16 protein-coding genes and 1 pseudogene are annotated in these 21,417 nt (G+C 71.3%); 11 read left to right on the top strand and 6 right to left on the bottom strand.

Going from position 1 to position 21,417, the window contains the following annotated elements:
- Positions 1 to 541: 541 nt before the first annotated feature.
- Together R2E43_RS07350 and R2E43_RS07345 are read left to right on the top strand one after the other, a co-directional pair.
- The gene (locus R2E43_RS07350; RefSeq protein ID WP_003972727.1) at positions 542 to 4,012 is read left to right on the top strand and encodes an ALF repeat-containing protein; all 3,471 of its coding nucleotides are present in this window, start codon (positions 542 to 544) and stop codon (positions 4,010 to 4,012) included.
- 231 nt (positions 4,013 to 4,243) lie between these two features.
- Positions 4,244 to 6,391 (top strand): trypsin-like serine protease, encoded by a 2,148-nt coding sequence (locus tag R2E43_RS07345; RefSeq protein ID WP_241965818.1) that lies wholly within the window; start codon positions 4,244 to 4,246, stop codon positions 6,389 to 6,391.
- An 8-nt stretch (positions 6,392 to 6,399) separates the two neighbouring features.
- Here the strand turns inward: R2E43_RS07345 and R2E43_RS07340 are convergent, their stop codons facing one another.
- A complete protein-coding gene (locus R2E43_RS07340; RefSeq protein ID WP_030865303.1) occupies positions 6,400 to 7,092 on the bottom strand; it encodes a hypothetical protein in 693 nt (230 codons plus the stop codon).
- Between the two features lie 147 nt (positions 7,093 to 7,239).
- Between R2E43_RS07340 and gcl the strand changes: the two genes are divergently transcribed.
- Positions 7,240 to 9,024: a glyoxylate carboligase gene (gene gcl / locus R2E43_RS07335; protein ID WP_011030737.1), complete on the top strand. Its 1,785-nt coding sequence runs from the start codon at positions 7,240 to 7,242 to the stop codon at positions 9,022 to 9,024.
- A 153-nt stretch (positions 9,025 to 9,177) separates the two neighbouring features.
- On the opposite strand, the gene R2E43_RS07330 is transcribed toward gcl, so the two are convergent.
- From R2E43_RS07330 to R2E43_RS07310, 5 genes are all read right to left on the bottom strand, one after another.
- Positions 9,178 to 9,825: a TIGR04222 domain-containing membrane protein gene (locus R2E43_RS07330; RefSeq protein ID WP_093457272.1), complete on the bottom strand. Its 648-nt coding sequence runs from the start codon at positions 9,823 to 9,825 to the stop codon at positions 9,178 to 9,180.
- 67 nt (positions 9,826 to 9,892) lie between these two features.
- Complete coding sequence (locus tag R2E43_RS07325) at positions 9,893 to 10,153, bottom strand: hypothetical protein (protein ID WP_161270281.1); 261 nt, start codon at positions 10,151 to 10,153, stop codon at positions 9,893 to 9,895.
- A 442-nt stretch (positions 10,154 to 10,595) separates the two neighbouring features.
- Positions 10,596 to 12,059, bottom strand: a complete 1,464-nt coding sequence (locus R2E43_RS07320; protein ID WP_003972723.1) for a catalase — start codon at positions 12,057 to 12,059, stop codon at positions 10,596 to 10,598.
- Positions 12,060 to 12,263: 204 nt separating this feature from the next.
- Complete coding sequence (locus R2E43_RS07315) at positions 12,264 to 13,154, bottom strand: 2-hydroxy-3-oxopropionate reductase (protein ID WP_003972722.1); 891 nt, start codon at positions 13,152 to 13,154, stop codon at positions 12,264 to 12,266.
- Between the two features lie 47 nt (positions 13,155 to 13,201).
- Entirely contained in the window at positions 13,202 to 14,041 is an 840-nt protein-coding gene (locus R2E43_RS07310; RefSeq protein WP_003972721.1) for a TIM barrel protein, read from the bottom strand.
- A 142-nt stretch (positions 14,042 to 14,183) separates the two neighbouring features.
- Between R2E43_RS07310 and R2E43_RS07305 the strand changes: the two genes are divergently transcribed.
- The 8 genes and pseudogenes from R2E43_RS07305 to R2E43_RS07270 all read left to right on the top strand — a co-directional run bounded on the left by R2E43_RS07305 (position 14,184) and on the right by R2E43_RS07270 (position 21,414).
- Positions 14,184 to 14,450, top strand: coding sequence for a hypothetical protein (locus R2E43_RS07305; RefSeq protein ID WP_063646595.1), 267 nt, complete (start codon positions 14,184 to 14,186; stop codon positions 14,448 to 14,450).
- Positions 14,447 to 14,815, top strand: coding sequence for a helix-turn-helix domain-containing protein (locus R2E43_RS07300; RefSeq protein ID WP_003972719.1), 369 nt, complete (start codon positions 14,447 to 14,449; stop codon positions 14,813 to 14,815). The genes R2E43_RS07305 and R2E43_RS07300 overlap by 4 nt, the downstream gene beginning before the upstream one ends.
- A 149-nt stretch (positions 14,816 to 14,964) precedes the next feature.
- Positions 14,965 to 15,480: a 2-oxo-4-hydroxy-4-carboxy-5-ureidoimidazoline decarboxylase gene (gene uraD / locus R2E43_RS07295; RefSeq protein WP_003972718.1), complete on the top strand. Its 516-nt coding sequence runs from the start codon at positions 14,965 to 14,967 to the stop codon at positions 15,478 to 15,480.
- Positions 15,477 to 15,878 carry a hydroxyisourate hydrolase gene (gene uraH / locus R2E43_RS07290; protein WP_003972717.1) on the top strand — a complete coding sequence of 134 codons (402 nt, stop codon included), beginning with the start codon at positions 15,477 to 15,479 and terminating at the stop codon, positions 15,876 to 15,878. The genes uraD and uraH overlap by 4 nt, the downstream gene beginning before the upstream one ends.
- 7 nt (positions 15,879 to 15,885) lie before the next feature.
- Complete coding sequence (pucL, locus tag R2E43_RS07285) at positions 15,886 to 16,821, top strand: factor-independent urate hydroxylase (protein ID WP_003972716.1); 936 nt, start codon at positions 15,886 to 15,888, stop codon at positions 16,819 to 16,821.
- Positions 16,822 to 16,885: 64 nt separating this feature from the next.
- Positions 16,886 to 18,299: pseudogene (locus R2E43_RS07280) on the top strand (nucleobase:cation symporter-2 family protein).
- Positions 18,300 to 18,372: 73 nt separating this feature from the next.
- The gene (locus tag R2E43_RS07275) at positions 18,373 to 19,770 is read left to right on the top strand and encodes an 8-oxoguanine deaminase (protein WP_332056039.1); all 1,398 of its coding nucleotides are present in this window, start codon (positions 18,373 to 18,375) and stop codon (positions 19,768 to 19,770) included.
- Between the two features lie 255 nt (positions 19,771 to 20,025).
- Positions 20,026 to 21,414: a nucleobase:cation symporter-2 family protein gene (locus R2E43_RS07270; protein WP_003972712.1), complete on the top strand. Its 1,389-nt coding sequence runs from the start codon at positions 20,026 to 20,028 to the stop codon at positions 21,412 to 21,414.
- Positions 21,415 to 21,417 lie beyond the last annotated feature (3 nt).

Here is a 21,417-nt window from a genome sequence, read left to right as displayed (position 1 = left end):
CATACGAAGATCCATTGGCGGGCCCATTGAAGCCCACCATTTGAGCTTTGTCCACCGCAGCCGGTAGTCAAAATTCAGCCACGGGCTCGACGGGCGGGGGTGGGAGTCACTTGGTGTGATGTCGCCCCTTTTGTTCGCTGACGCGTTGTTGATCCCCGTCGTGGATAAAGCCTCATATGCCCTCACAGAACGTACGTGGTCAAGCTCCCGTATGTGTCGTCGACCGGACGCGCCGGGGCTGAAACGCGTCGTTCGAAGCCGGTTCCTGCAAAACGAGATATGCGAAGGAATGATTCCGGTTTGCATTGTTGAATGCAAACTCGGCCAGCTGTTCAATCGTGATCCTTGTCACGGATCGAACCCGATCAACTTCTGGTCAACTACACGCCTGCTCTTCTACGTTTCTTCCGGATGTCATTCATACGTGCGCGTCGCTTCCTTTCTGAGCGCACCGGTCCGGACAGAAACATGCCCAGTCGGCACGCCCAGCGGTCGCCCGCCGCCCCGCGTCGTGGACCGGGCTCCAAATCGAGGGGATTTCATGGACACCACTTACTGGAGCAGACGTCGCGTCCTCACCGTGCTCGGCGCCGCCACCGCGGCGACCTCGATCCCTCTCGCCGCCCCGTCCCGCGCTCTCGCCGCCGTCGGCGCCTCGTCCGTGGGTGACCTGCCGAAGCTTCCCGAACTGCCCGACACCGCTCGCGCCAAGGCCGTCACCGCCTGGAAGGTCGGCGGCCCCACGGTCAAGTTGACGGGAGCCCGGGCCCTCGCCGGTTCCGCGACGGACATCGACGGCTTCCTGGCCGAGGGTCTGGCGAAGGCGACCGCCGAGGACAATCGCCGGACCGTTCTCGGCGCCATGGCCCTCTCCGGCCGGGGCATGGCCACGGCCTCCGCGGCGGCACTGGAGGCCGGCGAGGAGGCCGTCGCCGCCTTTCTGGACGGCGGGTTCAAGACCGCCGAGCTCCAGGACCTGCGCTTCAACACGCTGAGTATCCAGAACAGCGCCGGAAGAGGGCTCAAGAACGCCGCTCAGACGGCGCTCAGCGACGGAACCAGCGACGCCCTCTCGGTCTTTCTGCTCGACACGCAGTTCACCGCGCGGAACACCGACGAGCGGGTCGAGGTGTTCACCATCCTCGCCAACGCCTCCCCGGAGGTGGCGAAGTACGCCCAGCGCGCCCTGGACGAGGGCACCCCCTCGGCGATCCACTGGTTCCTTGCCATCGGCCAGTACATCGCGCGGGCCCGGGACGAGGAGACCGCCACCGTCGACCAACTGGTGGCGATCGTCGAACGCGAGGGCAAGCGGGCGCAGATCACGTCCGACCGCGCGGTCGCCGCCTCGGACAAGGCCAAGGAGGCGGCGGCCAAGGCGAAGGAAGCGGCGCTGACAGCCGCCGCCGAGGCGGAAGCGGCCCGTGAGGACGTCGCCAAGTCGGCCGCCGCGGCGCGCAAGGCCGCCAACGCGGCCAAGGGCGCGGCCTCCGCCGCTCGCACCGCCGTTCAGGCCTCCTCGGCGGCGCACAACGCCGCTCGTCGGTCCGCGTTCGCCGCCACCGCAGCCGCCCAGGCGGCGGCCACGGCCGGACGGGCCGCCTCCCTCGCCTACTCGGCAGCCGTCGCCGCGGCGCGGGACGCCTCCAAGACGAAGGCCGCCCGGCTGGCCGCCGAAGGAGCGCGCAACGCGGCCGCCAAGGCCCGTAAGGCGGCGCAGGCCCTGGCCGCCGCGCAGACCGCCACTCAGGCGGCGGCTGCGGCCGGCATCTCGGCTGCCGCCACGGCACGGGACTCCGCGGCGGCGGCCCAGCAGGCCGCGGTGGCGGCCCAGGCCTCGGGCGCGGCCCAGTCGGAAGCCGCCGTGGCCAGGGCGGCCGCCGCCGAGGCCGACGCCCAGGCGGCGCGTGCCACCAAGGCCGCGAACCGGGCCCAGTCGTTGGCGAACACGGCGGCGAGCGCGGCGGCCGCCGCCCGGAAGGCGGCCGACTCGGCCGCCGCCCACGCCGAGAAGGCGGCCGATGCGGCGGACGCGGCCGCGGATGCCGCCGGCGAGGCGGACGACTACGCCAACAAGGCGAAGGCCTGGGCCGCTGATTCGGTCGCGGCCGCCGAGTTGGCGGCGAAGGCGGTCGACGACGCCAGGGCCGTCGAGGCGGCCGCGCGCGAGGCGGAGGCCGAGAAGCTGGCGCACGACACGGAGCAGTCCCTGGCCGAGGCCCGGGAGATGGCGGCCGCCGAGGCCGAGGACCGGGAAGCGGCCCGCAACGCAGCGACGGAGGCCGACCGGCTGGACGCCCAGACCAAGGACTTCATCAGCCGGGCCGAGGCGGCGTACGCCTCCGGGGACACCGCTTCGGCCCTGGCCAACGGCCGCAAGGCCGCGGTGAACCTGATCTCCACCACCATCGGCACCTGGTCCCGGGCCGCCGCCGAGTACGCCCTGGCGGGAGAGGACGAGGACGTCCTCACCTGGGTCTCCACCGACCGGCAGATCGCTCAGCGCCAGGACGACAGCGAAACGGCCCTCGCCGTGGCAAACGTCTCCACCGAGGCCGTCGCCAACGCCGCCGCGGACGCGATCGAGAACAGCGACCCGCAGTCCGTACGGAACTTCCTGACCACCGGGATCCACGAAGCCGCCGCCCTGGACAGGCGGGTCGACATCCTCCGGATCCTGGGCGACAACCCCGGCAAGGCCGTCAAGGACGCGGCGCAGGCAGCCCTGGACGACGGCTCCCCCTCGGCACTGCACGCGTTCTTCAGGGCCCTCCCCGACAAGGCCGCCCTGGACGACCGGGCCACCATCCTCACCATCCTCAACACCGCGGGTCCCTACACCGCCGCGGCAGCCCAGGTGGCCCTCGAGGGAACCTCGTGGATGCGCCGCGACTTCATCACCACGGTGCAGCACAGCGCCGCCCAGCTCGACTACGACAACGCCGCGCACATCGCGGCCATCCGCTCGACCATCGCCCGGGCCGCGAAGATCGCCCAGGACGCGCAGAAGGACGCCTACGAGGCATCCAAGGCCGCGGCCGAGGCGCGCAACGCCGCCGACGACGCAGAAATGTGGGCGAACAAGGCGAAGGCTTCGGCCGACAAGGCCAACACCTACGCCACCGAGGCCGACACGCACGCGGACGACGCCGAACAGTCCGCGCGAGACGCGCAGGCGTCGGCCAACAAGGCGAAGAACGCGGCCGTTTCCGCACGCCGCATGGCACGGCAGGCGAACTATTCCGCGAACCAGGCGACGGCCTCCGCCTCCGCCGCGGCACAGTACTCCGCCCAGGCTCAGGCGTCGGCCAACGCCGCCGCCCAGTCCGCCCTCGAGGCCGAGCAGGACAAGCAGGCTGCCGCCAAGGCGGCCTCCGAGGCCCGCCAGATCTACACGGAGAAGAAGAGGCAGGAGGACGCCGCCGCCGCACGCGCCGCCGCCGAGCGCGCGAAGGCGCGCAAGGAGAGCGGCGTCGACCCGGCCGACAACGCCGACAACGACGTCGTCAACTCGGCCCGCGGTGACGGTTCGGACGACGGCGCTTCGGGCTGGCAGAAGACCGCCCAGGTCCTCAACGTCATCAGCGGTGTCTCCGGAACCGTGGCCGCGTTCTCCCTCCTCATTCCGCCGCCCGCCGGTGAGGCGATCGCCGGCGTGGCCGGAACCATCTCCTGGGTCACGGGCATCGGCTCGGCGGTCATCACCGGATTCACCGACGGCCCGGAGGCGTTCCTCCAGTCGGTCGGCGGACTCGCCGTCGGCGCCATGTGCGGCGGCCTCAAGTTCGCCAAGCAGATCCCGTACCTGAGGAAGATCGACATCAAGGGAGTGTCCCAGATCCTCGAGGACGCGTCCCAGGGCCTCAAGAGCGGGGCCGTGACCGCCTCGCGGATCGGCCACGAACTCGTGGGATCGGCGATCACCTTCGGCACGACGTCGTGGGACACGGTCGGCGACGTGGCAGGGGACATCGGGGGCGCGATCTCCGACGGCTGGAACTCCATCTTCTAGGCAGCCGGAACACTCTTCTCCATGAAACCCGCGTAATCGCCGAGACCTCATGAGCGCCCACGCTCATGAGGTCTCGGCTCGAAACGGGACGCCGGTCGTCGTTCACACCTTGTACATGTCCGGTGGTCCCCTCTTGAGAGGCTGTTCGTGCACCGCACAAGACCCGGGGGCCACCCCCGATCCATACGCTTCGCCACACTCGCGATCTCCCTGACCGCGGGCTCCGCGCTCATGACGGCGTCACCGGCCGTCGCCGTCACCGGCCCCGCCGCCGCCGACTCCGACACCACGCACGCCTACACCGCGCAGCTGGTGATCGGCGACCACGACCGCGGCTGCTCCGGCGTCCTGGTCGACACCGAGTGGCTGCTGACCGCCGCCAGTTGCTTCGCCGACAACCCCGCCGAGAGCCTCGCCGTGCCCCCGGGCAAGCCCGCCCTGGCCACCACCGCGACCATCGGCCGGGCCGACCTCACCGGTTCGGGGGGCGCCGTCCGCAAGGTCGTGGAGCTGGTGCCGCGCACCGACCGTGACGTGGTCCTGGCCCGGCTGAACCGCCCGGTCACCAATGTCACCCCGCTCGCCCTGGCCACCGCCGCCCCCACCGCCGCCGAGGAGCTGACGCTCGCCGGGTACGGCCGCAGCGCGTCCGAGTGGGCGCCGCTGAACCTGCACACCGGCGTCTTCTCGGTGGACGCGCCGGACGCCACCACCGCGACGGTGACCGGCAAGGACGGCGCGGCCGCGTGCATGGGCGACACCGGCGGCCCGCTGGTGCGCACTGTGAACGGCACCCAGCAGCTCGCCGCCCTGAGCAGCCGCTCCTACCAGGGCGGTTGCTACGGCATCGACGCCGCCGAGACGCGCACCGGCGGCATCGTCGCCCGCGTCGACGACCTCGGCTCCTGGGTGGCGTCCAAGACCGGCGCCAACCGGATCACCGACTTCAACTGCGACGGCGTCGAGGACGTCGCCGTCGCCGACCCGATGGCCGACGTCGACACACACGCCAAGGCGGGCCTGGTCAGGGTCGTCTACGGCGGGGGCAAGGGCACCGCCGAGATCACCCAGGACCTCGACTGGGTCCCGGGCGGCTCCGAGGGCAACGACCAGTTCGGCACGACGCTGGCCGTCGTCGACTACGACGAGGACGGGTGCAGCGACCTCGCGGTCGGCACCCCGCGCGAGAACCTCGGCGAGGCCGTCGACGCGGGCATGGTCGACGTCCTGCACGGTGGCCGGGGCGGTCTCGGCACCTCGGCGACCAAGGCCACCCACTTCGAGCAGGGGGCCGGAAACGGGACCATCGGCGCCTCCGCGTCGGAGACCGGCGACCTGATGGGGCAGGCCCTCGCGGCCGGTACCACCGCCGCCGGTGAGCCGTTCCTCGCCATCGGCGTGCCGGGCGAGAGTCTCGGTTCCGTCGCCAAGGCGGGCCAGGTCTACTACGTCCGGGGCGGCACCAACGCGGGCATCCACCAGGACCGGCTGGACGTGCCCGGCGCCGTCGAGGCGAACGACGGTTTCGGCGCGGTGCTCGCCGCCGACGCCAACCACCTCGTCATCGGGGCACCCGACGAGGCCATCGGCGCCGACGCCGCCGCCGGCAACCTCGCGGTCTTCTCGCACACGCTGAACAGCGAGAAGCGGCCCACCCCGCTGTTCGGTCTCGACCAGGACCTGGACACCGTCTCCGGCGGTGCCGAGGCCGGCGACCGCTTCGGCGCGGCCCTGGCCCTCGCCCCGTACCGTCCGTCCGGTGCGGCGCGCGCCGACGAGTCGATCCTCGCGGTCGGTTCACCGGGCGAGATGCTGAGCATCAACGGTGCGAACAAGGCGGAGACGGGCAGCGTCTACACCTTCAGGATCGCCGCCGACGGCACCTACAAGCAGCTCAACGGCTTCTACTCCGGCACCAACGAGGACGACATCTCCGGCGCCTCGGAGGCGGGCGACCACTTCGGGTCCACCCTCACCGCCGTCAACACCGCGCCGCGTGCGGTGAGCACCACGGCGACGATGAAGCTGGCCGTCGGCATCCCGGACGAGGCACTCGGCTCGACGGCCAGTGCCGGGGCGGTGCACGTCTTCTCGCTGCTCGGTTCGCCCGGCGCCAACGACAAGTGGATCGAGTCCGGCGACGGCGACGGCATCCCCGGGACCCCGGGAGCCAACCAGCGCCTCGGCTCCAGCATCCACTTCACCGGCACCCACCTGTACGTGGGCATGCCCTACGGTCCGACCAGCACCGGCGCGCTGTACGCCCTGCCGATGTCCAACGTGACCCTCGGCGAGACCAACACCGCGGTCACCGCCTACCAGCCGGGACAGGGCGGTCTCCCCGCCTCCGGCACCACCTTCGGGTTCGCGGCGCGGTAGTCGCCGCGTCAGTCCCAGCCGGCCGTGGCGTCCAGCGCCACGGCCGGCGCGTTCGCCGGGCGCGGCACGCCCGACGGGTCGAGCACGAACAGCGCGACGTCCAGCAGGTCGCCGCGGACCCGGGCGTCCTCGGCGTAACCGGCGAGCGAGAAGTACACCCCCCGCGCCGACTCCGCCATGGCCGTCAGCCACAGGCACTCCACGTCCCGCACCGAGGCCGGGCCCACCGTCGGATCCACCTGGACGACGAGGCCGGGCGCGGCCAGCCCGATGCCGGGCAGCGGGCGCTGGTCCGCGCGGCGCACGTCCCGGTGCCCGAGGCCGCGCAGATACAGCACGGCGGCCGTGACCGCGTCGCGGGCGGTGCGGATCGGCACGGCCCGGTGCGCCGGGACCCGTGACCCCGGAGTGCGCCCGGACCGGCCCGCGGCCGCGGGGTCCACCGGCACGCACAGCACCGTCCCGCAGGGGCAGCCCAGCTCCGGGCGCGGCCACCGGCTCTCGGCCCCGCAGGCCGCACAGCGCACCCCGGTCCACTCCTCGTCCCAGGCCCGGTGGGTGACCGCGGTCGCGGCCCCTCGCGGGTCCAGCTCCGGGGCGACGGGCGCCCCGCACACGCAGGGGTACGACGGTGCCGTGTAGCGGTGCCGGCGCCCGCAGGCGGTGCAGCACACCGAGATGGTCTCGGACATGACCCCCATCGTCCTCTCTTGACGGCCCCCGGCTGCCCACTTACATTACTTCCAGATCGTAGAAAACAAATTTCGCTATACGGAAGTTGCTACGGAAGAAGCTCACCGCGGGGCGCGACGGGAGTGCGAATCCGACAGCCGGATCAGGAGTACTCGATGGCTCGTATGACCGCTGCCCGAGCGGCAGTTGAGATCCTCAAGCGCGAGGGCGTCACCGACGCGTTCGGTGTGCCCGGTGCGGCGATCAACCCCTTCTACGCGGCGCTCAAGGCGTCCGGCGGTGTGCAGCACACCCTCGCCCGTCACGTCGAGGGCGCCTCGCACATGGCCGAGGGCTACACCCGCACCCACCCCGGCAACATCGGCGTCTGCATCGGCACCTCGGGCCCGGCCGGCACCGACATGATCACCGGTCTCTACTCGGCGATCGGCGACTCGATCCCGATCCTGTGCATCACCGGCCAGGCACCGACCGCCGTGATCCACAAGGAGGACTTCCAGGCCGTCGACATCGCCTCCATCGCCAAGCCGGTGACGAAGATGGCGGTCACCGTCCTGGAGGCCGCGCAGGTCCCCGGGGTCTTCCAGCAGGCGTTCCACCTGATGCGCTCCGGCCGGCCCGGACCGGTCCTGATCGACCTGCCGATCGACGTCCAGACGACCGAGATCGAGTTCGACCCGGAGACCTACGAGCCGCTTCCGGTCTACCGGCCCGCCGCCACCCGCGCCCAGATCGAGAAGGCGATCGGCCTGCTCAACGCCGCCGAGCGGCCGCTGATCGTGGCCGGCGGCGGTGTCATCAACGCCGACGCGGCCGACCTGCTCGTGGAGTTCGCCGAGCTGACCGGCACCCCGGTCGTGCCGACCCTGATGGGCTGGGGCCTGCTGCCCGACGACCACGAGCTGAACGCCGGCATGGTCGGCCTGCAGACCTCGCACCGCTACGGCAACGCGACCTTCCTGGAGTCCGACTTCGTCCTCGGCATCGGCAACCGCTGGGCCAACCGCCACACCGGCAAGCTGGACGTCTACACCGCCGGGCGGAAGTTCGTCCACGTCGACGTCGAGCCGACCCAGATCGGCAAGATCTTCGCCCCGGACTACGGCATCGCCTCCGACGCCAAGGCGGCCCTGAAGCTGTTCGTCGAGGTCGCGCGCGAGCTGAAGGCGGCCGGCAGGCTGCCCGACCGCTCCGCGTGGGCCGCCTCCGCGCAGGAGCGCAAGGCCACCCTCCAGCGCCGTACGCACTTCGACGACATCCCGATCAAGCCGCAGCGCGTCTACGAGGAGATGAACAAGGCCTTCGGACCGGAGACCCGGTACGTCTCCACCATCGGCCTCTCCCAGATCGCCGGCGCCCAGATGCTGCACGTCTACCGGCCGCGGCACTGGATCAACTGCGGCCAGGCCGGCCCGCTCGGCTGGACCGTCCCGGCCGCCCTCGGCGTCGCCAAGGCCGACCCGGACGCCCAGGTCGTGGCGCTCTCCGGCGACTACGACTTCCAGTTCATGCTGGAGGAGCTGGCCGTCGGCGCGCAGCACCGGATCCCGTACGTGCACGTCCTGGTGAACAACTCCTACCTGGGCCTGATCCGCCAGGCGCAGCGGGCGTTCGACATCGACTTCCAGGTCAACCTGGAGTTCGAGAACATCAACTCGCCCGAGCTGGGCGTCTACGGCGTCGACCACGTCAAGGTCGCCGAGGGCCTGGGCTGCAAGGCGATCCGGGTGACCGACCCGAACGAGCTGGGCGCGGCCCTGGAGCAGGCCAAGAAGCTGGCCGCCGAGCACCGGGTGCCGGTCGTCGTCGAGGCGATCCTGGAGCGCGTCACCAACATCTCCATGTCGGGCACCAACGACATCTCCAACGTGGTGGAGTTCGAGGAGCTGGCCACGGAGCCGGGGCACGCCCCGACCGCGGTCAGGACGCTGAAGGTCTGACGGACCCGGCGTCAAGGGCCGAGAGCGGCCCGTCCCTCTCCTCGGGGGGACGGGCCGCTCTCACCTGTGTACGCGCCTCACTTGGAGGGACCCCACGTGTACGGACCCCACGTGTGCGAGCCCCACATGTGTGCGGACCCCATGTGCGTTCGCTCAGTCCGAGCCGCCGCCGCCCCCCGAACCGCAGCCGCCCGAGTGGTCCCCGTGGCCCGTGCCGCCCCAGTCGCCCGAGACCGAGTCCTCGTACTCGTCGCGCCACCTCAGGAACCTGCCCCGGCCCAGCGAGAAGCGCACCCCGTCGGCCGGTGCGCCCGGATGCATCAGTCCGGTCCGCAGCGCGAAGCGGGGCAGGAGCAGGCGCAGGGCGGCATCACCGTGCAGGGCGACCGCGAGCAGCGTGTCCTCGTCCGTCAGCCCGTGCCTGACCGCCGGCAGCGGATGCCGCTCCCGCCAGAACGCCACGCGCCGGCGGGCGCCCCGGGTGGGCCTGAGCCAGGGGTGGGTCAGCAGTCCGTCCTCGGCGAGCGGGATGCGCGTCAGGGCCAGGGCCAGGCGCACGTCGGCGTGCCGGACCAGCTCGCGGGCGGTGAGCGGCTCGCGCAGACAGTCCAGGACGGTTCCCTCGAACGGCCCCAGTCCCTCCGGCTCCGGGCCCGTCGCGCACAGCGTCCTGCCCGGGCCGGTCTCCACGGCACCCAGCAGGTGCAGGGCGACCAACGCCACCGTGACGGCGGCCCGCGGTCCGCCGCCCAGCAGCGCGACCTCGTGCGGCTCCCACCCGATCTCCGTGCCACCGTCCACGACACCACCCCCGTGCGCCCCGTGTTGTGCCGGGGTTGTGCCCGCTGCGGGTGGCTCCTACGCGCCTTCACTCACCGCGGTGCTCGTGGTGCTCGTGGTGCTCGTGCAGCCCCGGCCAGTCCTCCGGGCCGCCGCCCTGCCACTCGACCAGGTCGCTCGATTCGACGTCGGTCACGTACAGGTCGGCCAGCCGCAGCAGCTCGGCCACGTCGTCGACGTGCGAGGCGATGCCCAGGGTCTCCTCGCCCGAGGTGACCCGGCGGGAGCCGTCGAGGGCGGGGGAGTGGACGACGATGTGCGGATGCTCGGGCGGGTGCGCGGTTGCCATGCCTCCAGGCTGCTGCGCGGGAGGAGAATCCGCACCCGGTAGAACGCCGGGCAGCGCCGGATGCGGGACCGTCCGCATCCGGCGCTGCCCGGCCGGTGAAGGTTCTCGGTGCGAGGCGTCTTCACGTGGTGCCCGTCCGGCGGCGCGAGGCTGGGCGCGACAGGTCGTTCGCGCCGCCGGACGGAGTGTGTGGGGCCTCTGGATCAGGAGAGGCGGGTGGCTGGGACCGCGGCGGTGCGACGGGCCGGAACGGTTCCTCCCCTCAGGTCGTAGGAGGAACGTCCTTGCCCTTCACCACCGCACTGGCTCGCTGGCCGCCGCGGTCCTCGCCCTGCCCGCGCCGGCACCTGGCGGTCACCCCTCATCCGGGTCGCTTCGGTGCCTGCGCGGGCCGCGCACACGGTCCCGGCCTCCCCGCCGGGTGCCGTGCGCGAGCCGGTGGTCAGTCCTCGCGCAGGGCGCGGACCGCCTCCTCCACGCGCTTGCCGTACTCGGGGTCGGCCGCGTGGAAGTGTGCGAGGTTCTTCTCGACGACGTCGTTGCGCGAGACCTGGGACAGACCGCCGGCCAGGTTCGCGACCAGGCGCTGCTTCTCGTCCTCGCTCATCAGCCGGTACAGCGCACCGGCCTGCACGAAGTGGTCGTCCTTGGTGTGCAGCGGCGCCTCGTGGGTGCCGGTGTGGCCGGACACCGCGAGCGGAGCCGCCAGCGGCGTGCCGGTCTCGGCCGGGCCGTCGTAGGAGTTCGGCTCGTAGTTCTTGGCGTACCGGCCCTGCGGGTTGGCCGCCATCAGGCCGTCGCGGCCGTAGTTGGCGGCGCCGCCGGGCACGGCCTTCGGGGCGTTCACCGCGAGCTGGGTGTGGTTGACGCCCAGGCGGTAGCGGTGCGCGTCCGCGTAGGCGAACAGGCGGCCCTGGAGCATCTTGTCGGGGGAGGGACCGATGCCGGGGACGAAGTTGTTCGGGGAGAACGCGGCCTGCTCGACCTCCGCGAAGACGTTGTCCGGGTTGCGGTCGAGCACCAGCCGGCCGACCCGCTTGAGCGGGTAGTCGGCGTGCGGCCACACCTTGGTCACGTCGAACGGGTTGAAGCGGTAGTTCGCCGCCTCGGCCACCGGCATCAGCTGCACGTGCAGCGTCCAGGACGGGTACACGCCCCGCTCGATCGCCTGCACCAGGTCCGTCTGGTGCGAGGTCGGGTCCTCGCCCGCGAGCTTCGCGGCCTCGTCGGCGGTCAGGCAGCGGATGCCCTGGTCCGTCTTGAAGTGGTACTTGACGAAGAAGGACTCGCCCCTGGCGTTCGTCCACTGGTAGGTGTGCGAGCCGAAGCCGTCCATGTGGCGGTACGAGGCCGGGATACCGCGGTCGCCCATCAGCCAGGTGATCTGGTGCGTCGCCTCGGGGGAGTGCGCCCAGAAGTCGAAGACGTTGTCCGGCTCCTGACGGCCCGTGAACGGGTCGCGCTTCTGCGAGTGGATGAAGTCCGGGAACTTGATGGGGTCCTTGATGAAGAACACCGGGGTGTTGTTGCCGACGAGGTCGTAGTTGCCCTCCTCGGTGTAGAACTTCAGCGCGAAGCCCCGCGGGTCGCGGACCGCGTCCGCGCCGCCGAGCGAGTCGGCCACCGTGGAGAAGCGCAGGAAGACCTCGGTGCGCTTGCCGACCGTGTTCAGGAAGTCGGCGTGGGTGAAGCCGCTGACGTCGTCGGTGACCTCGAAGTGGCCGTAGGCGCCGGAGCCGCGGGCGTGCACCACGCGCTCCGGGATGCGCTCGCGGTTGAACCGGGCGAGCTTCTCGATGAGGTGCTGGTCCTGGATCAGGAGGGGGCCGCCGATGCCGGCGGAAGCGGAGTTCTGGTTGTCGGCGACCGGGGCGCCGGACTCGGTGGTGAGCACGCGCTGCGACATCGTGGACCTTCCGTGGCCTTGCAGACGAGGGTTCAGCGGAAACATTTAGTGGAAACTTGTTTCCGCTTCGTGGAGCCTAGATTTGGGACGGTGGCACGTCAACAGTTTGTTGAAGTGGGTTCCGGGCGGCGCCGCCGCTCGGGCGCGACATGACAGGTGTCAGCGACCGCGCCGCCCGGAGGTCTCAGGGGGCCGGTGCGGCGGTCAGACCTGGTCGCCGGAGAGGCGCTCCACGGCGCGCAGCAGCGCCGAGTGGTCCAGGCCGCCGTCGCCCTGGGCGCGCAGCGAGGCGACCAGCTGGGCCACCACGGCGCCCACCGGCAGCGCGGCGCCCACGTTGCGGGCGGCGTCGGTGACGATGCCCATGTCCTTGTGGTGCAGGTCGATGCGGAAGCCCGGCTTGAAGTCGCGGCCGAGGAAGTTGTCCTTCTTCCGCGTCAGCACGGTCGAGCCGGCCAGGCCGCCGTTGAGGACGTCCAGGGCGGCCTTCAGGTCCACGCCGGACTTCTCCAGGAAGACCACGGCCTCGGCGCACGCCTGGATGTTGACGGCGACGATCAGCTGGTTGGCGGCCTTCACGGTCTGGCCCGAGCCGTGCGGACCGCACAGCACGATGGTCTTGCCGAGCGCCTCCAGGAGCGGCTTGGCCTCGTCGAAGTCGGCCTGCTCGCCGCCGACCATGATGGACAGCACGGCCTCGATCGCACCGGCCTCGCCACCGGAGACGGGGGCGTCCAGGACGCGGATGCCCTTGTCCTTCGCGGCCTTCGCGAGGTCCACCGAGGTCTGCGGGGTGATCGAGGACATGTCGACCAGCAGTGCGCCGGACTTCGCGTTCTCCAGGATGCCGTCGGGGCCGTAGGCGATGGCCTCGACCTGCGGCGACGCGGGCACCATGGTCACGACGACGTCGGCGTCGCGGACGGCCTCGGCGATCGAACCGGCCACGCCGCCGCCGGCGGCGGCGAGGCGGTCCAGCTTCTCCTGCTCCAGGGTGAAGCCGGTGACCTGGTAACCCGCCTTGATCAGGTTCTCGGACATGGGCGAGCCCATGATGCCGAGACCGATCCAGGCGACCTTGGGGAGCGTGCTCATGATGGGTACCTCTCTGGAAAATCTCTGAAGAGTTCTGCGGGTGGCGCTCAGCGGGCCGCGCGGGCCCCGGCCGGCAGCCAGGAGAAGGACTGGGCGCTGGGGTCGTCGCCGGGCTTGTACTCCAGGCCGACCCAGCCGTCGTACCCGGCCTTCGCGAGGCGGTCGAGCAGGTCCTCCAGCGGGAGGGAGCCCGTACCGGGGGCGCCGCGGCCCGGGTTGTCGGCGATCTGCACATGGCCGGTCTTCGCGGCGTACGCGTCGATCACCTGCGGCAGGTCCTCGCCGTTCATGGACAGGTGGTAGAGGTCCATGAGGAACTTGGCGTTGCCGAGCCCGGTGGCCTCGTTGACCCGGTCCACGACCGCGATCGCGGCCGGCGCCGACACCAGCGGGTACCGCGGCGACTCGGGCTTGTTGAGCGCCTCGACCAGCAGGACCGCGCCGATCCGGTCGGCCGCGCGGGCCGCGAGGACCAGGTTCTCCAGCGCAAGCCTGTCCTGCTCGGCCGGGTCCACGCCCTCGACGCGGTTGCCGTACAGGGCGTTGAGCGCCGTGCAGCCCAGTGACCTGGCGAAGTCGGCGGCCACGTCGATGTTGGCGCGGAAGCGCTCCGACTCCTCGCCGGGGATGGACAGGGCGCCCCGGTCGGGTCCGGGCAGCTGCCCGGCGTAGAAGTTGAGCCCGGTGAGCTGGACGCCCGCGTCCTCGATGGCCGACTTCAGAGCGTCCAGCTCGGACTGCTCGGGGGTGGGCGAGTCGATCCAGGGCCACCACAGCTCGACCGCGGTGAAGCCGGCCGCGGCGGCGGCCGCGGGGCGCTCCAGGAGCGGGAGTTCCGTGAAGAGGATCGACAGGTTGACGTTGAAGCGCTGGTCTGCGAATCCCATAGGGTGCCGCGCTCCCTTCCGCTTGAGGGTGTATTTCCGTATTACGGAAGTTCGTTTCTGCTTGATGGAAGGTTGCCCGGGGAGTGCGGCTGTTGTCAAGAGGGGGCGGCGCAAAGCGGTCACCCCGCGTTAGGTTGACCGCGTGCGATTGAGAGTGGAGTTCACGACCGAGCCCTTCGACCTCGACGAGGCGCCCGCCCATGCGGTGGTGGCCCGGGAGGTCGTCGAGGCGGCCGAGCTGGACGCGGTCGACGTCGGCCCCTTCGGCAACACCGCCGAAGGCGGCGCCGACCGGGTGCTCACCGCCGTGGACGCGCTGCTGCGCCGTTCCCTGGAGGCAGGTGCGACCCGGATCTCGCTCCAGGTCAACGTGGTCGGAGCGGCCGTCGAGGGAGAGGGTGAGCGGTGACCGGCCCCGCCGAGGAGCCGTTCATCGCGGCCGTCAAGCCCCTGGTCGACGCCATGGGCGGCGAGATGCTGCCGCCGGACGAGGCGGGTCTCGAGGACGTCGTGCTCTCCTGGGAGGGTGCCGACGTCGTCGCCGTACGCCTGCCCCAGCTCGCCGACTCCCTCGACCACATCCTGGCCGCCATGGAGCGCCGGCAGGGCAGACCCCTGGCCGACCTGGACCGCCGCACCAAGCAGGAGGTGGTCCGGGCCCTGGAGGCGCGCGGCGCCTTCGCCGTACGGCACGGCGTGGAGACCGTCGCGAGCGCCCTCGGCGTCAGCCGCTTCACCGTGTACAACTACCTCAACCGCGAGAAGGGCACCTGACCTGCACGGTTCCTTCGCGTCGCCAGCCGCCGTCCGGTCACCGGGCGGCGGCTTTTCTGACCCCGAATTTTCAACAAAGTGTTGACGGCTTGTTTCCGAGGGCGTTAGCTATCGGCACGCCCGCTCAGCACAAGGCCACGGAGGCTCCCGTGACGTCCACTTCCGCGTCGGGCCTGGCCCGCTTCAACACCCTCGAGGAGACCGCGGCACTCGCGGAACTCCACGAGGCGTGCGCCGCCACGGCGTGGGCCCGGCACCTGCTCGCCGCCCGCCCCTTCGCCACCGCCGAGGACCTGTACGCCGCCAGCGACGCCGCCATGGCCGAGCTGAGTGCCGAGGACCTCGCCGAGGCGATGGCCGGACACCCGCCGATCGGCCGCCCCAAGCCGGGCGATGCGACCTCGTCCCGCGAACAGGCGGGCATGGCCGGCGCCGCCGAGGAACTCAAGGCGGAGATGCTCGAACTGAACCTGGCCTACCAGGACAAGTTCGGCCACGTCTTCCTCATCTGCGCCACCGGCCGGACCGGTGAGCAGATGCGCGACGCGGCTCTGGAGCGGATCGGGAACTCGCCCGAGCAGGAACGGGAGATCGTCCGCACCGAACTGGGGAAGATCAACCGCATCCGCCTGACCCGACTCGTCGAACAGGACGCCCGACCATGAGCACCAGCACCACCGCCTCCGTGTCCACGCACATCCTGGACACCAGCGTCGGCCGCCCCGCCGGGGACGTCGCCGTCCGCCTCGCCGCCCGTGCGGGCCGCGAAGCGGACTGGCAGGCACTCGGCGGCTCCGCGACCGACGCCGACGGCCGGTGCAAGGACCTCCCGGCCCTGCCGGAGGGCACCACCCACGTACGGCTCGACTTCGACACCGAGACGTACTTCGCCAAGAAACAAGCCGCGGCCCAGCAGGACGCCCCCGCGCTCCGGGACAGCGAGAACGGCCGGCCCGTGTTCTTCCCCGAGGTCACCATCACCTTCGCGGTGGTGCCCGGCGAGCACTACCACGTTCCGCTGCTGCTCAACCCGTTCGGCTACTCCGTTTACCGAGGGAGCTGACCGAATCATGACCCGTTTCGTCCTGGGACAGAACCAGTACGGCAAGGCAGAGAACCGCGTCGTCAAGATCACGCGTGACGGCGACACGCACCACATCAAGGACCTGAACGTCTCCGTCGCCCTGTCCGGCGACATGGAGGAGGTCCACCGCAGCGGTTCCAACGCCAACGTCCTGCCGACCGACACCACCAAGAACACGGTGTTCGCCTTCGCCAAGGAGCACGGCATCGAGAGCGCCGAGGACCTCGGCGTCAAGCTCGCCCGTCACTTCGTGGACAACAACGAGCCGATCCACCGGGCCCGCATCCGCATCGAGGAGTTCGGCTGGGAGCGGATCGAGACGTCGAAGGGCGGCGCCCGCTTCGTCGGCGCGGAGGAGATCGCCCACTCCTTCGTCCGCACCGGCCAGGAGACCCGCGTCGCCGAGATCACCTACGACGGCCACGGCATCCAGGTGCTCTCCGGCTTCAAGGACCTGACCGTCCTGAACTCGACCAACTCCGAGTTCTTCGGCTACCTGAAGGACAAGTACACGACCCTCAAGGAGGACTACGACCGGATCCTCGCCACCACCGTCTCCACCTGGTGGCGGCACAACTGGGACGGTGTCGACTCGCACGCCCCGGACTGGGACCGCTCGTACCACGGAGTGCGCAAGCACGCGCTCCAGGCGTTCGCCGAGACCTACTCGTACTCGCTCCAGCAGACCCTCTTCGAGATGGGCGTGCGGGTGCTCAACTCCCGCGACGAGGTCGACGAGATCCGCTTCTCGATGCCCAACAAGCACCACTTCCGCTCGGACCTGTCGCCCTTCGGGATCGACAACGAGGCCAAGGACGGCGCCGTGTACTACGCCGCCGACCGCCCGTACGGCCTGATCGAGGCCACCATCCTGCGCGACGGCGCCGAGCAACTCATCCCGGTCGACATGACCAACCTCTGACGCGGGACGCGCGCCACCGGCCCGGCCGCTCGGGCCGGTGGCGCGTCACACCGGAGGGAACACCATGGCACAGCCTGCAACGGAGCCGGCGAAAGGCTCAAGTTCCACCCCGTCACCGGAGCACACCGAGGACGCCGTCACGTCCGTGCACCCGGTGGACGAGAAGCTCCACCCCTCGCGGCTCGTCCCCGCCGCACTCCAGCACATCGCCGCCATGTACGCGGGCGTTGTCACTCCTCCGCTCATCATCGGGCAGGCCTGCGGACTCGACATCGAGGGCCGCACCCGGCTGATCGCGGCCTCGCTGCTCATCGCGGGCGTCGCCACCCTGCTCCAGACCCTCGGCGTCAAGGGCTTCGTCGGCAACCGCCTGCCGTTCGTCAACGCCGCCCTCGGCCGGCATCGCGCCCATCCTCGCCATCGTCGAGACCAACGCGAAGGGCAGCCAACTCCCCGCCGTCTACGGCGCGGTGATGGTCGCCGGCGTCTTCTGCCTCGCCGTCGGCCCGTTCTTCGGCCGACTGCTGCGCTTCTTCCCGCCGCTGGTCACGGGCGTCGTCATCACCCTCATCGGCGTCACGCTGATGCCGGTCCCGGTCGGCTGGGCCCAGGGCGGCGACAAGACCGCCGCCGACTTCGGCTCGATGCGCAACCTCGCGCTCGCCGCCTTCACCCTCGCGGTCATCCTCGTCATCCAGCGCTTCGGCAAGGGCTTCGTCAAGCAAGTGGCCCTGCTCTTCGGCCTGTTGATCGGCACGCTGGCCGCCATCCCCTTCGGCATGGCCGACTTCGGCGCCCTGAGGTCCGCGCCGGTCGCCGCGCTGCCCACGCCCTTCGCCTTCGGCGCCCCCGAGTTCCAGCCCGCGGCCATCCTGTCGCTGTGCATCGTCATGCTGGTCCTGATGACGGAATCGTCCGCCGGCATGCTCGCCCTCGGTGAGATCTGCGACCGCCGCGCCGACGCCAGGGTCATCACCCGCGGCCTGCGCACCGACGGCCTCGCCACCCTGGTCGGCCCCGTCTTCGGCGGCTTCCCCACCTCCGCCTTCGCGCAGAACGTCGGCGTCGTCTCCCTCACCCGGGTGCGCAGCCGCTACGTCGTCGCCGTCGCCGGCGCCACCCTGCTGGTCCTCGGCGCCTTCCCGGTCCTCGGCGCGGTCGTCTCGCTGGTGCCGATGCCGGTGCTCGGCGGCGCGGGCATCGTCCTCTTCGGCTCCATCGCGGTCAGCGGCATCCGTACGCTGTCCGAGGCCGGACTCGACGACAGCTCCAACATCATCCTGGTCGCCGTGGCGCTCGGCGCGGGCATCATCCCGCTCGCCGCGCCGACCTTCTACGCCGAGTTCCCCGCCTGGGCCCAGACCGTGCTGGGCTCCGGCATCAGCGCCGGAGCGATCGTCGCGGTCGCCCTCAACCTGTTCTTCCACCATCTCGGCACCCGGAGCCGCGGCACGGTTCCGGCACTCAAATCCTCCTAGGGTCCTGCCGTGCCCTCCCCGTGGGTACTCGACTCCCCGCCCCGCGGGCCCCACCGAAAGGCAAGGAAGCAGCATGGCAGCCATGGCAGCAGCATCGGCAACCGAACGCACCGTCATCGAGAACTGTGCGATCGCCACCGTGGACGCGGGCGGCACCGAGTACGCCTCCGGTCACATCGTGCTCGCCGGCAACCGCATCGAGTCCGTCGGCGCGGGCGGGGCGCCCGAGGACCTGGCGAACGTCGTACGCCGGATCGACGCGACCGGCCATCTGGCCACCCCCGGACTGGTCAACACCCACCACCACTTCTACCAGTGGCTCACCCGCGGCCTGGCCACCGACCACAACCTGTTCGACTGGCTGGTCGCGCTGTACCCGACCTGGGCGCGCATCGACGAGCCGATGGCCCACGCGGCCGCCCAGGGCTCGCTGGCCATGATGGCCCGCGGCGGCGTCACCACCGCCGCCGACCACCACTACATCCACCCGCGCGGCGCCGGCGACCTGTCCGGCGCGATCGTCCGCGCCGCCCGCGACCTGGGCGTCCGCTTCACCCTCGCCCGCGGCTCCATGGACCGCGGCGAGTCCGACGGCGGGCTGCCGCCCGACTTCGCGGTGGAGAGCCTGGACGACGCGCTCGCCGCCACCGAGGCCACCGTCCGGGAGCACCACGACCCCTCCTTCGACGCGATGACCCGGGTCGCCGTCGCACCCTGCTCGCCCTTCTCCGTCTCCACCGAACTGATGCGCCAGGGCGCCGAGCTGGCCCGCCGGCTCGGCGTGCGGCTGCACACCCACGGCTCGGAGACCGTCGAGGAGGAGAAGTTCTGCCACGAGCTGTTCGGCATGGGCCCGACCGACTACTTCGAGTCCACCGGCTGGCTCGGCGAGGACGTGTGGATGGCGCACTGCGTCCACATGAACGACTCCGACATCGCCGCCTTCGCCCGCACCGGCACCGGCGTCGCCCACTGCCCGTCCTCCAACGCCCGCCTGGCCGCGGGCATCGCCCGCGTCCCCGACCTGCTCGCCGCCGGCGTCCCGGTCGGCCTCGGCGTCGACGGCACCGCCTCCAACGAGTCCGGCGAACTCCACACCGAACTGCGCAACGCCCTGCTGATCAACCGCCTCGGCGCGCACCGCGAGGCCGCGCTGAACGCCCGCGGGGCGCTGCGCCTGGGCACGTACGGCGGCGCACAGGTCCTCGGCCGGGCCGCCGAGACCGGCTCCCTGGAGCCGGGCAAGCTCGCCGACCTGGTGCTGTGGCGGATGGACACCCTCGCCCACTCCTCGATCGCCGACCCGGTGGCCGCCCTGGTCCTCGGCGCTCCCGCCCCGGTCACGGCGTCGTTCGTGGACGGACGGCAGATCGTCGAGGACGGCAGGCTGCTCACGGTCGACGAGGACGCCGTCGCCCGCTCCACTCGGGACGAGGCACGGCGCCTGGCGCGGACCGCCGCGCGGGGCTGAGCCGGACGCCGCCGAACACCGCACAACACAACACCACTTGATCTCCGGCCGGGAGGGACGGCTCCCGGCCGGTAACCGTGGACCCGAGCGGGGTCCACGGTGGCCTACTCCGGGGTGTGCGCCCCTGCGCGCACGCCCCGGAGCGGTCGCCCGTTCCCCCGAACGGTCCGTCCCGGTCCCGCACGACCACCACTAGCTCCACCTCCCTGACACCCACGTCAGAGCCGACGTGTAAACGACCGGAGGAACGCCGCCGTGGCCGACCACCCTGTTGACGAGAAACTCCCGCCACTGAAGATGGCGACGACCGGCCTGCAACACGTGGCCGCCATGTACGCCGGGGTCGTCGCCCCGCCCCTGATCGTCGGCGCGGCCATCGGCCTGAGCGCCACCGAGCTGACCTTCCTCACCGGCGCTTGCCTGTTCACCGCGGGCCTGGCCACCTTCCTCCAGACGCTGGGCATCTGGAAGATCGGCGCCCGGCTGCCCTTCGTCAACGGCGTCACCTTCGCCGGTGTCGCCCCCATGACCGCGGTCGTCGCCTCCACCGACGACAAGTCCGACGCGCTGCCGATCATCTTCGGCGCCGTCATCGTCGCCGGACTCCTCGGCTTCGTCGCCGCCCCCTTCTTCAGCAAGGCGATCCGCTTCTTCCCGCCGGTCGTCACCGGCACCGTCATCACCCTGATAGGGATATCCCTGCTGCCGGTCGCCTTCGGCTGGGCACAGGGACCCAGCCCCACCGCGGACGACTTCGGCTCGGCGACCAACCTCGGCCTGGCCGGGATCACCCTCGCCATCGTCCTCTTCCTGCGCCGCTTCACCCGGGGCTTCGTCAAGCAGATCGCGGTGCTGCTCGGCCTGGTCGCGGGCACGCTCGTCGCCATCCCGTTCGGGGTCACGGACTTCGGCCCGGTCGCGGACGCGGACGTCGTCGGCTTCCCGACACCGTTCCACTTCGGCGCCCCGCAGTTCCAGATCGCCGCGATCATCTCCATGTGCGTGGTGATGGTGGTCTCGATGACCGAGTCCACCGCCGACATGCTCGCCCTCGGCGAGATCGTGGACCGCCCGGCCGACGAGAAGACCATCGCCGCCGGGCTGCGCGCCGACACCCTCGGCTCCGCCCTGAGCCCGGTCTTCAACGGCTTCATGTGCAGCGCGTTCGCCCAGAACATCGGCCTGGTCGCGATGACGAAGATCCGCAGCCGCTACGTCGTCGCGGTCGGCGGCGGCTTCCTGGTCCTGATGGGCCTGTGCCCGATGGCGGCGTCGCTCATCGCCGTGGTCCCGCGCCCGGTCCTGGGCGGCGCCGGCGTGGTCCTCTTCGGCTCGGTCGCGGCCAGCGGCATCCAGACCCTGGTCCGGGCGAGCCTGGACAAGGACAACAACGTCCTGATCGTGGCGGTCTCCCTGGCCGTCGGCATCATCCCGATCGCGGCGCCGGAGTTCTACCACTCGTTCCCGGAGAACGCGCGCATCATCCTCGACTCGGGCATCTCGACCGGCTGTGTGGCCGCCGTCCTGCTCAACCTGGTCTTCAACCACATCGGCGGCCGGGGACGGGACGCGGAGGACGTCACCCACCCGATGGAGGCGGGCGACGAGATCACGGAGTCGTCCCGGGAGGCGGCGATGAAGTGACGC

This window comes from Streptomyces violaceoruber (assembly GCF_033406955.1).
Classification (GTDB): domain Bacteria; phylum Actinomycetota; class Actinomycetes; order Streptomycetales; family Streptomycetaceae; genus Streptomyces; species Streptomyces violaceoruber.
The sequence above is the reverse complement of the archived record's forward strand: the minus strand, read 5'-3'. Positions and strand labels throughout refer to the sequence as shown.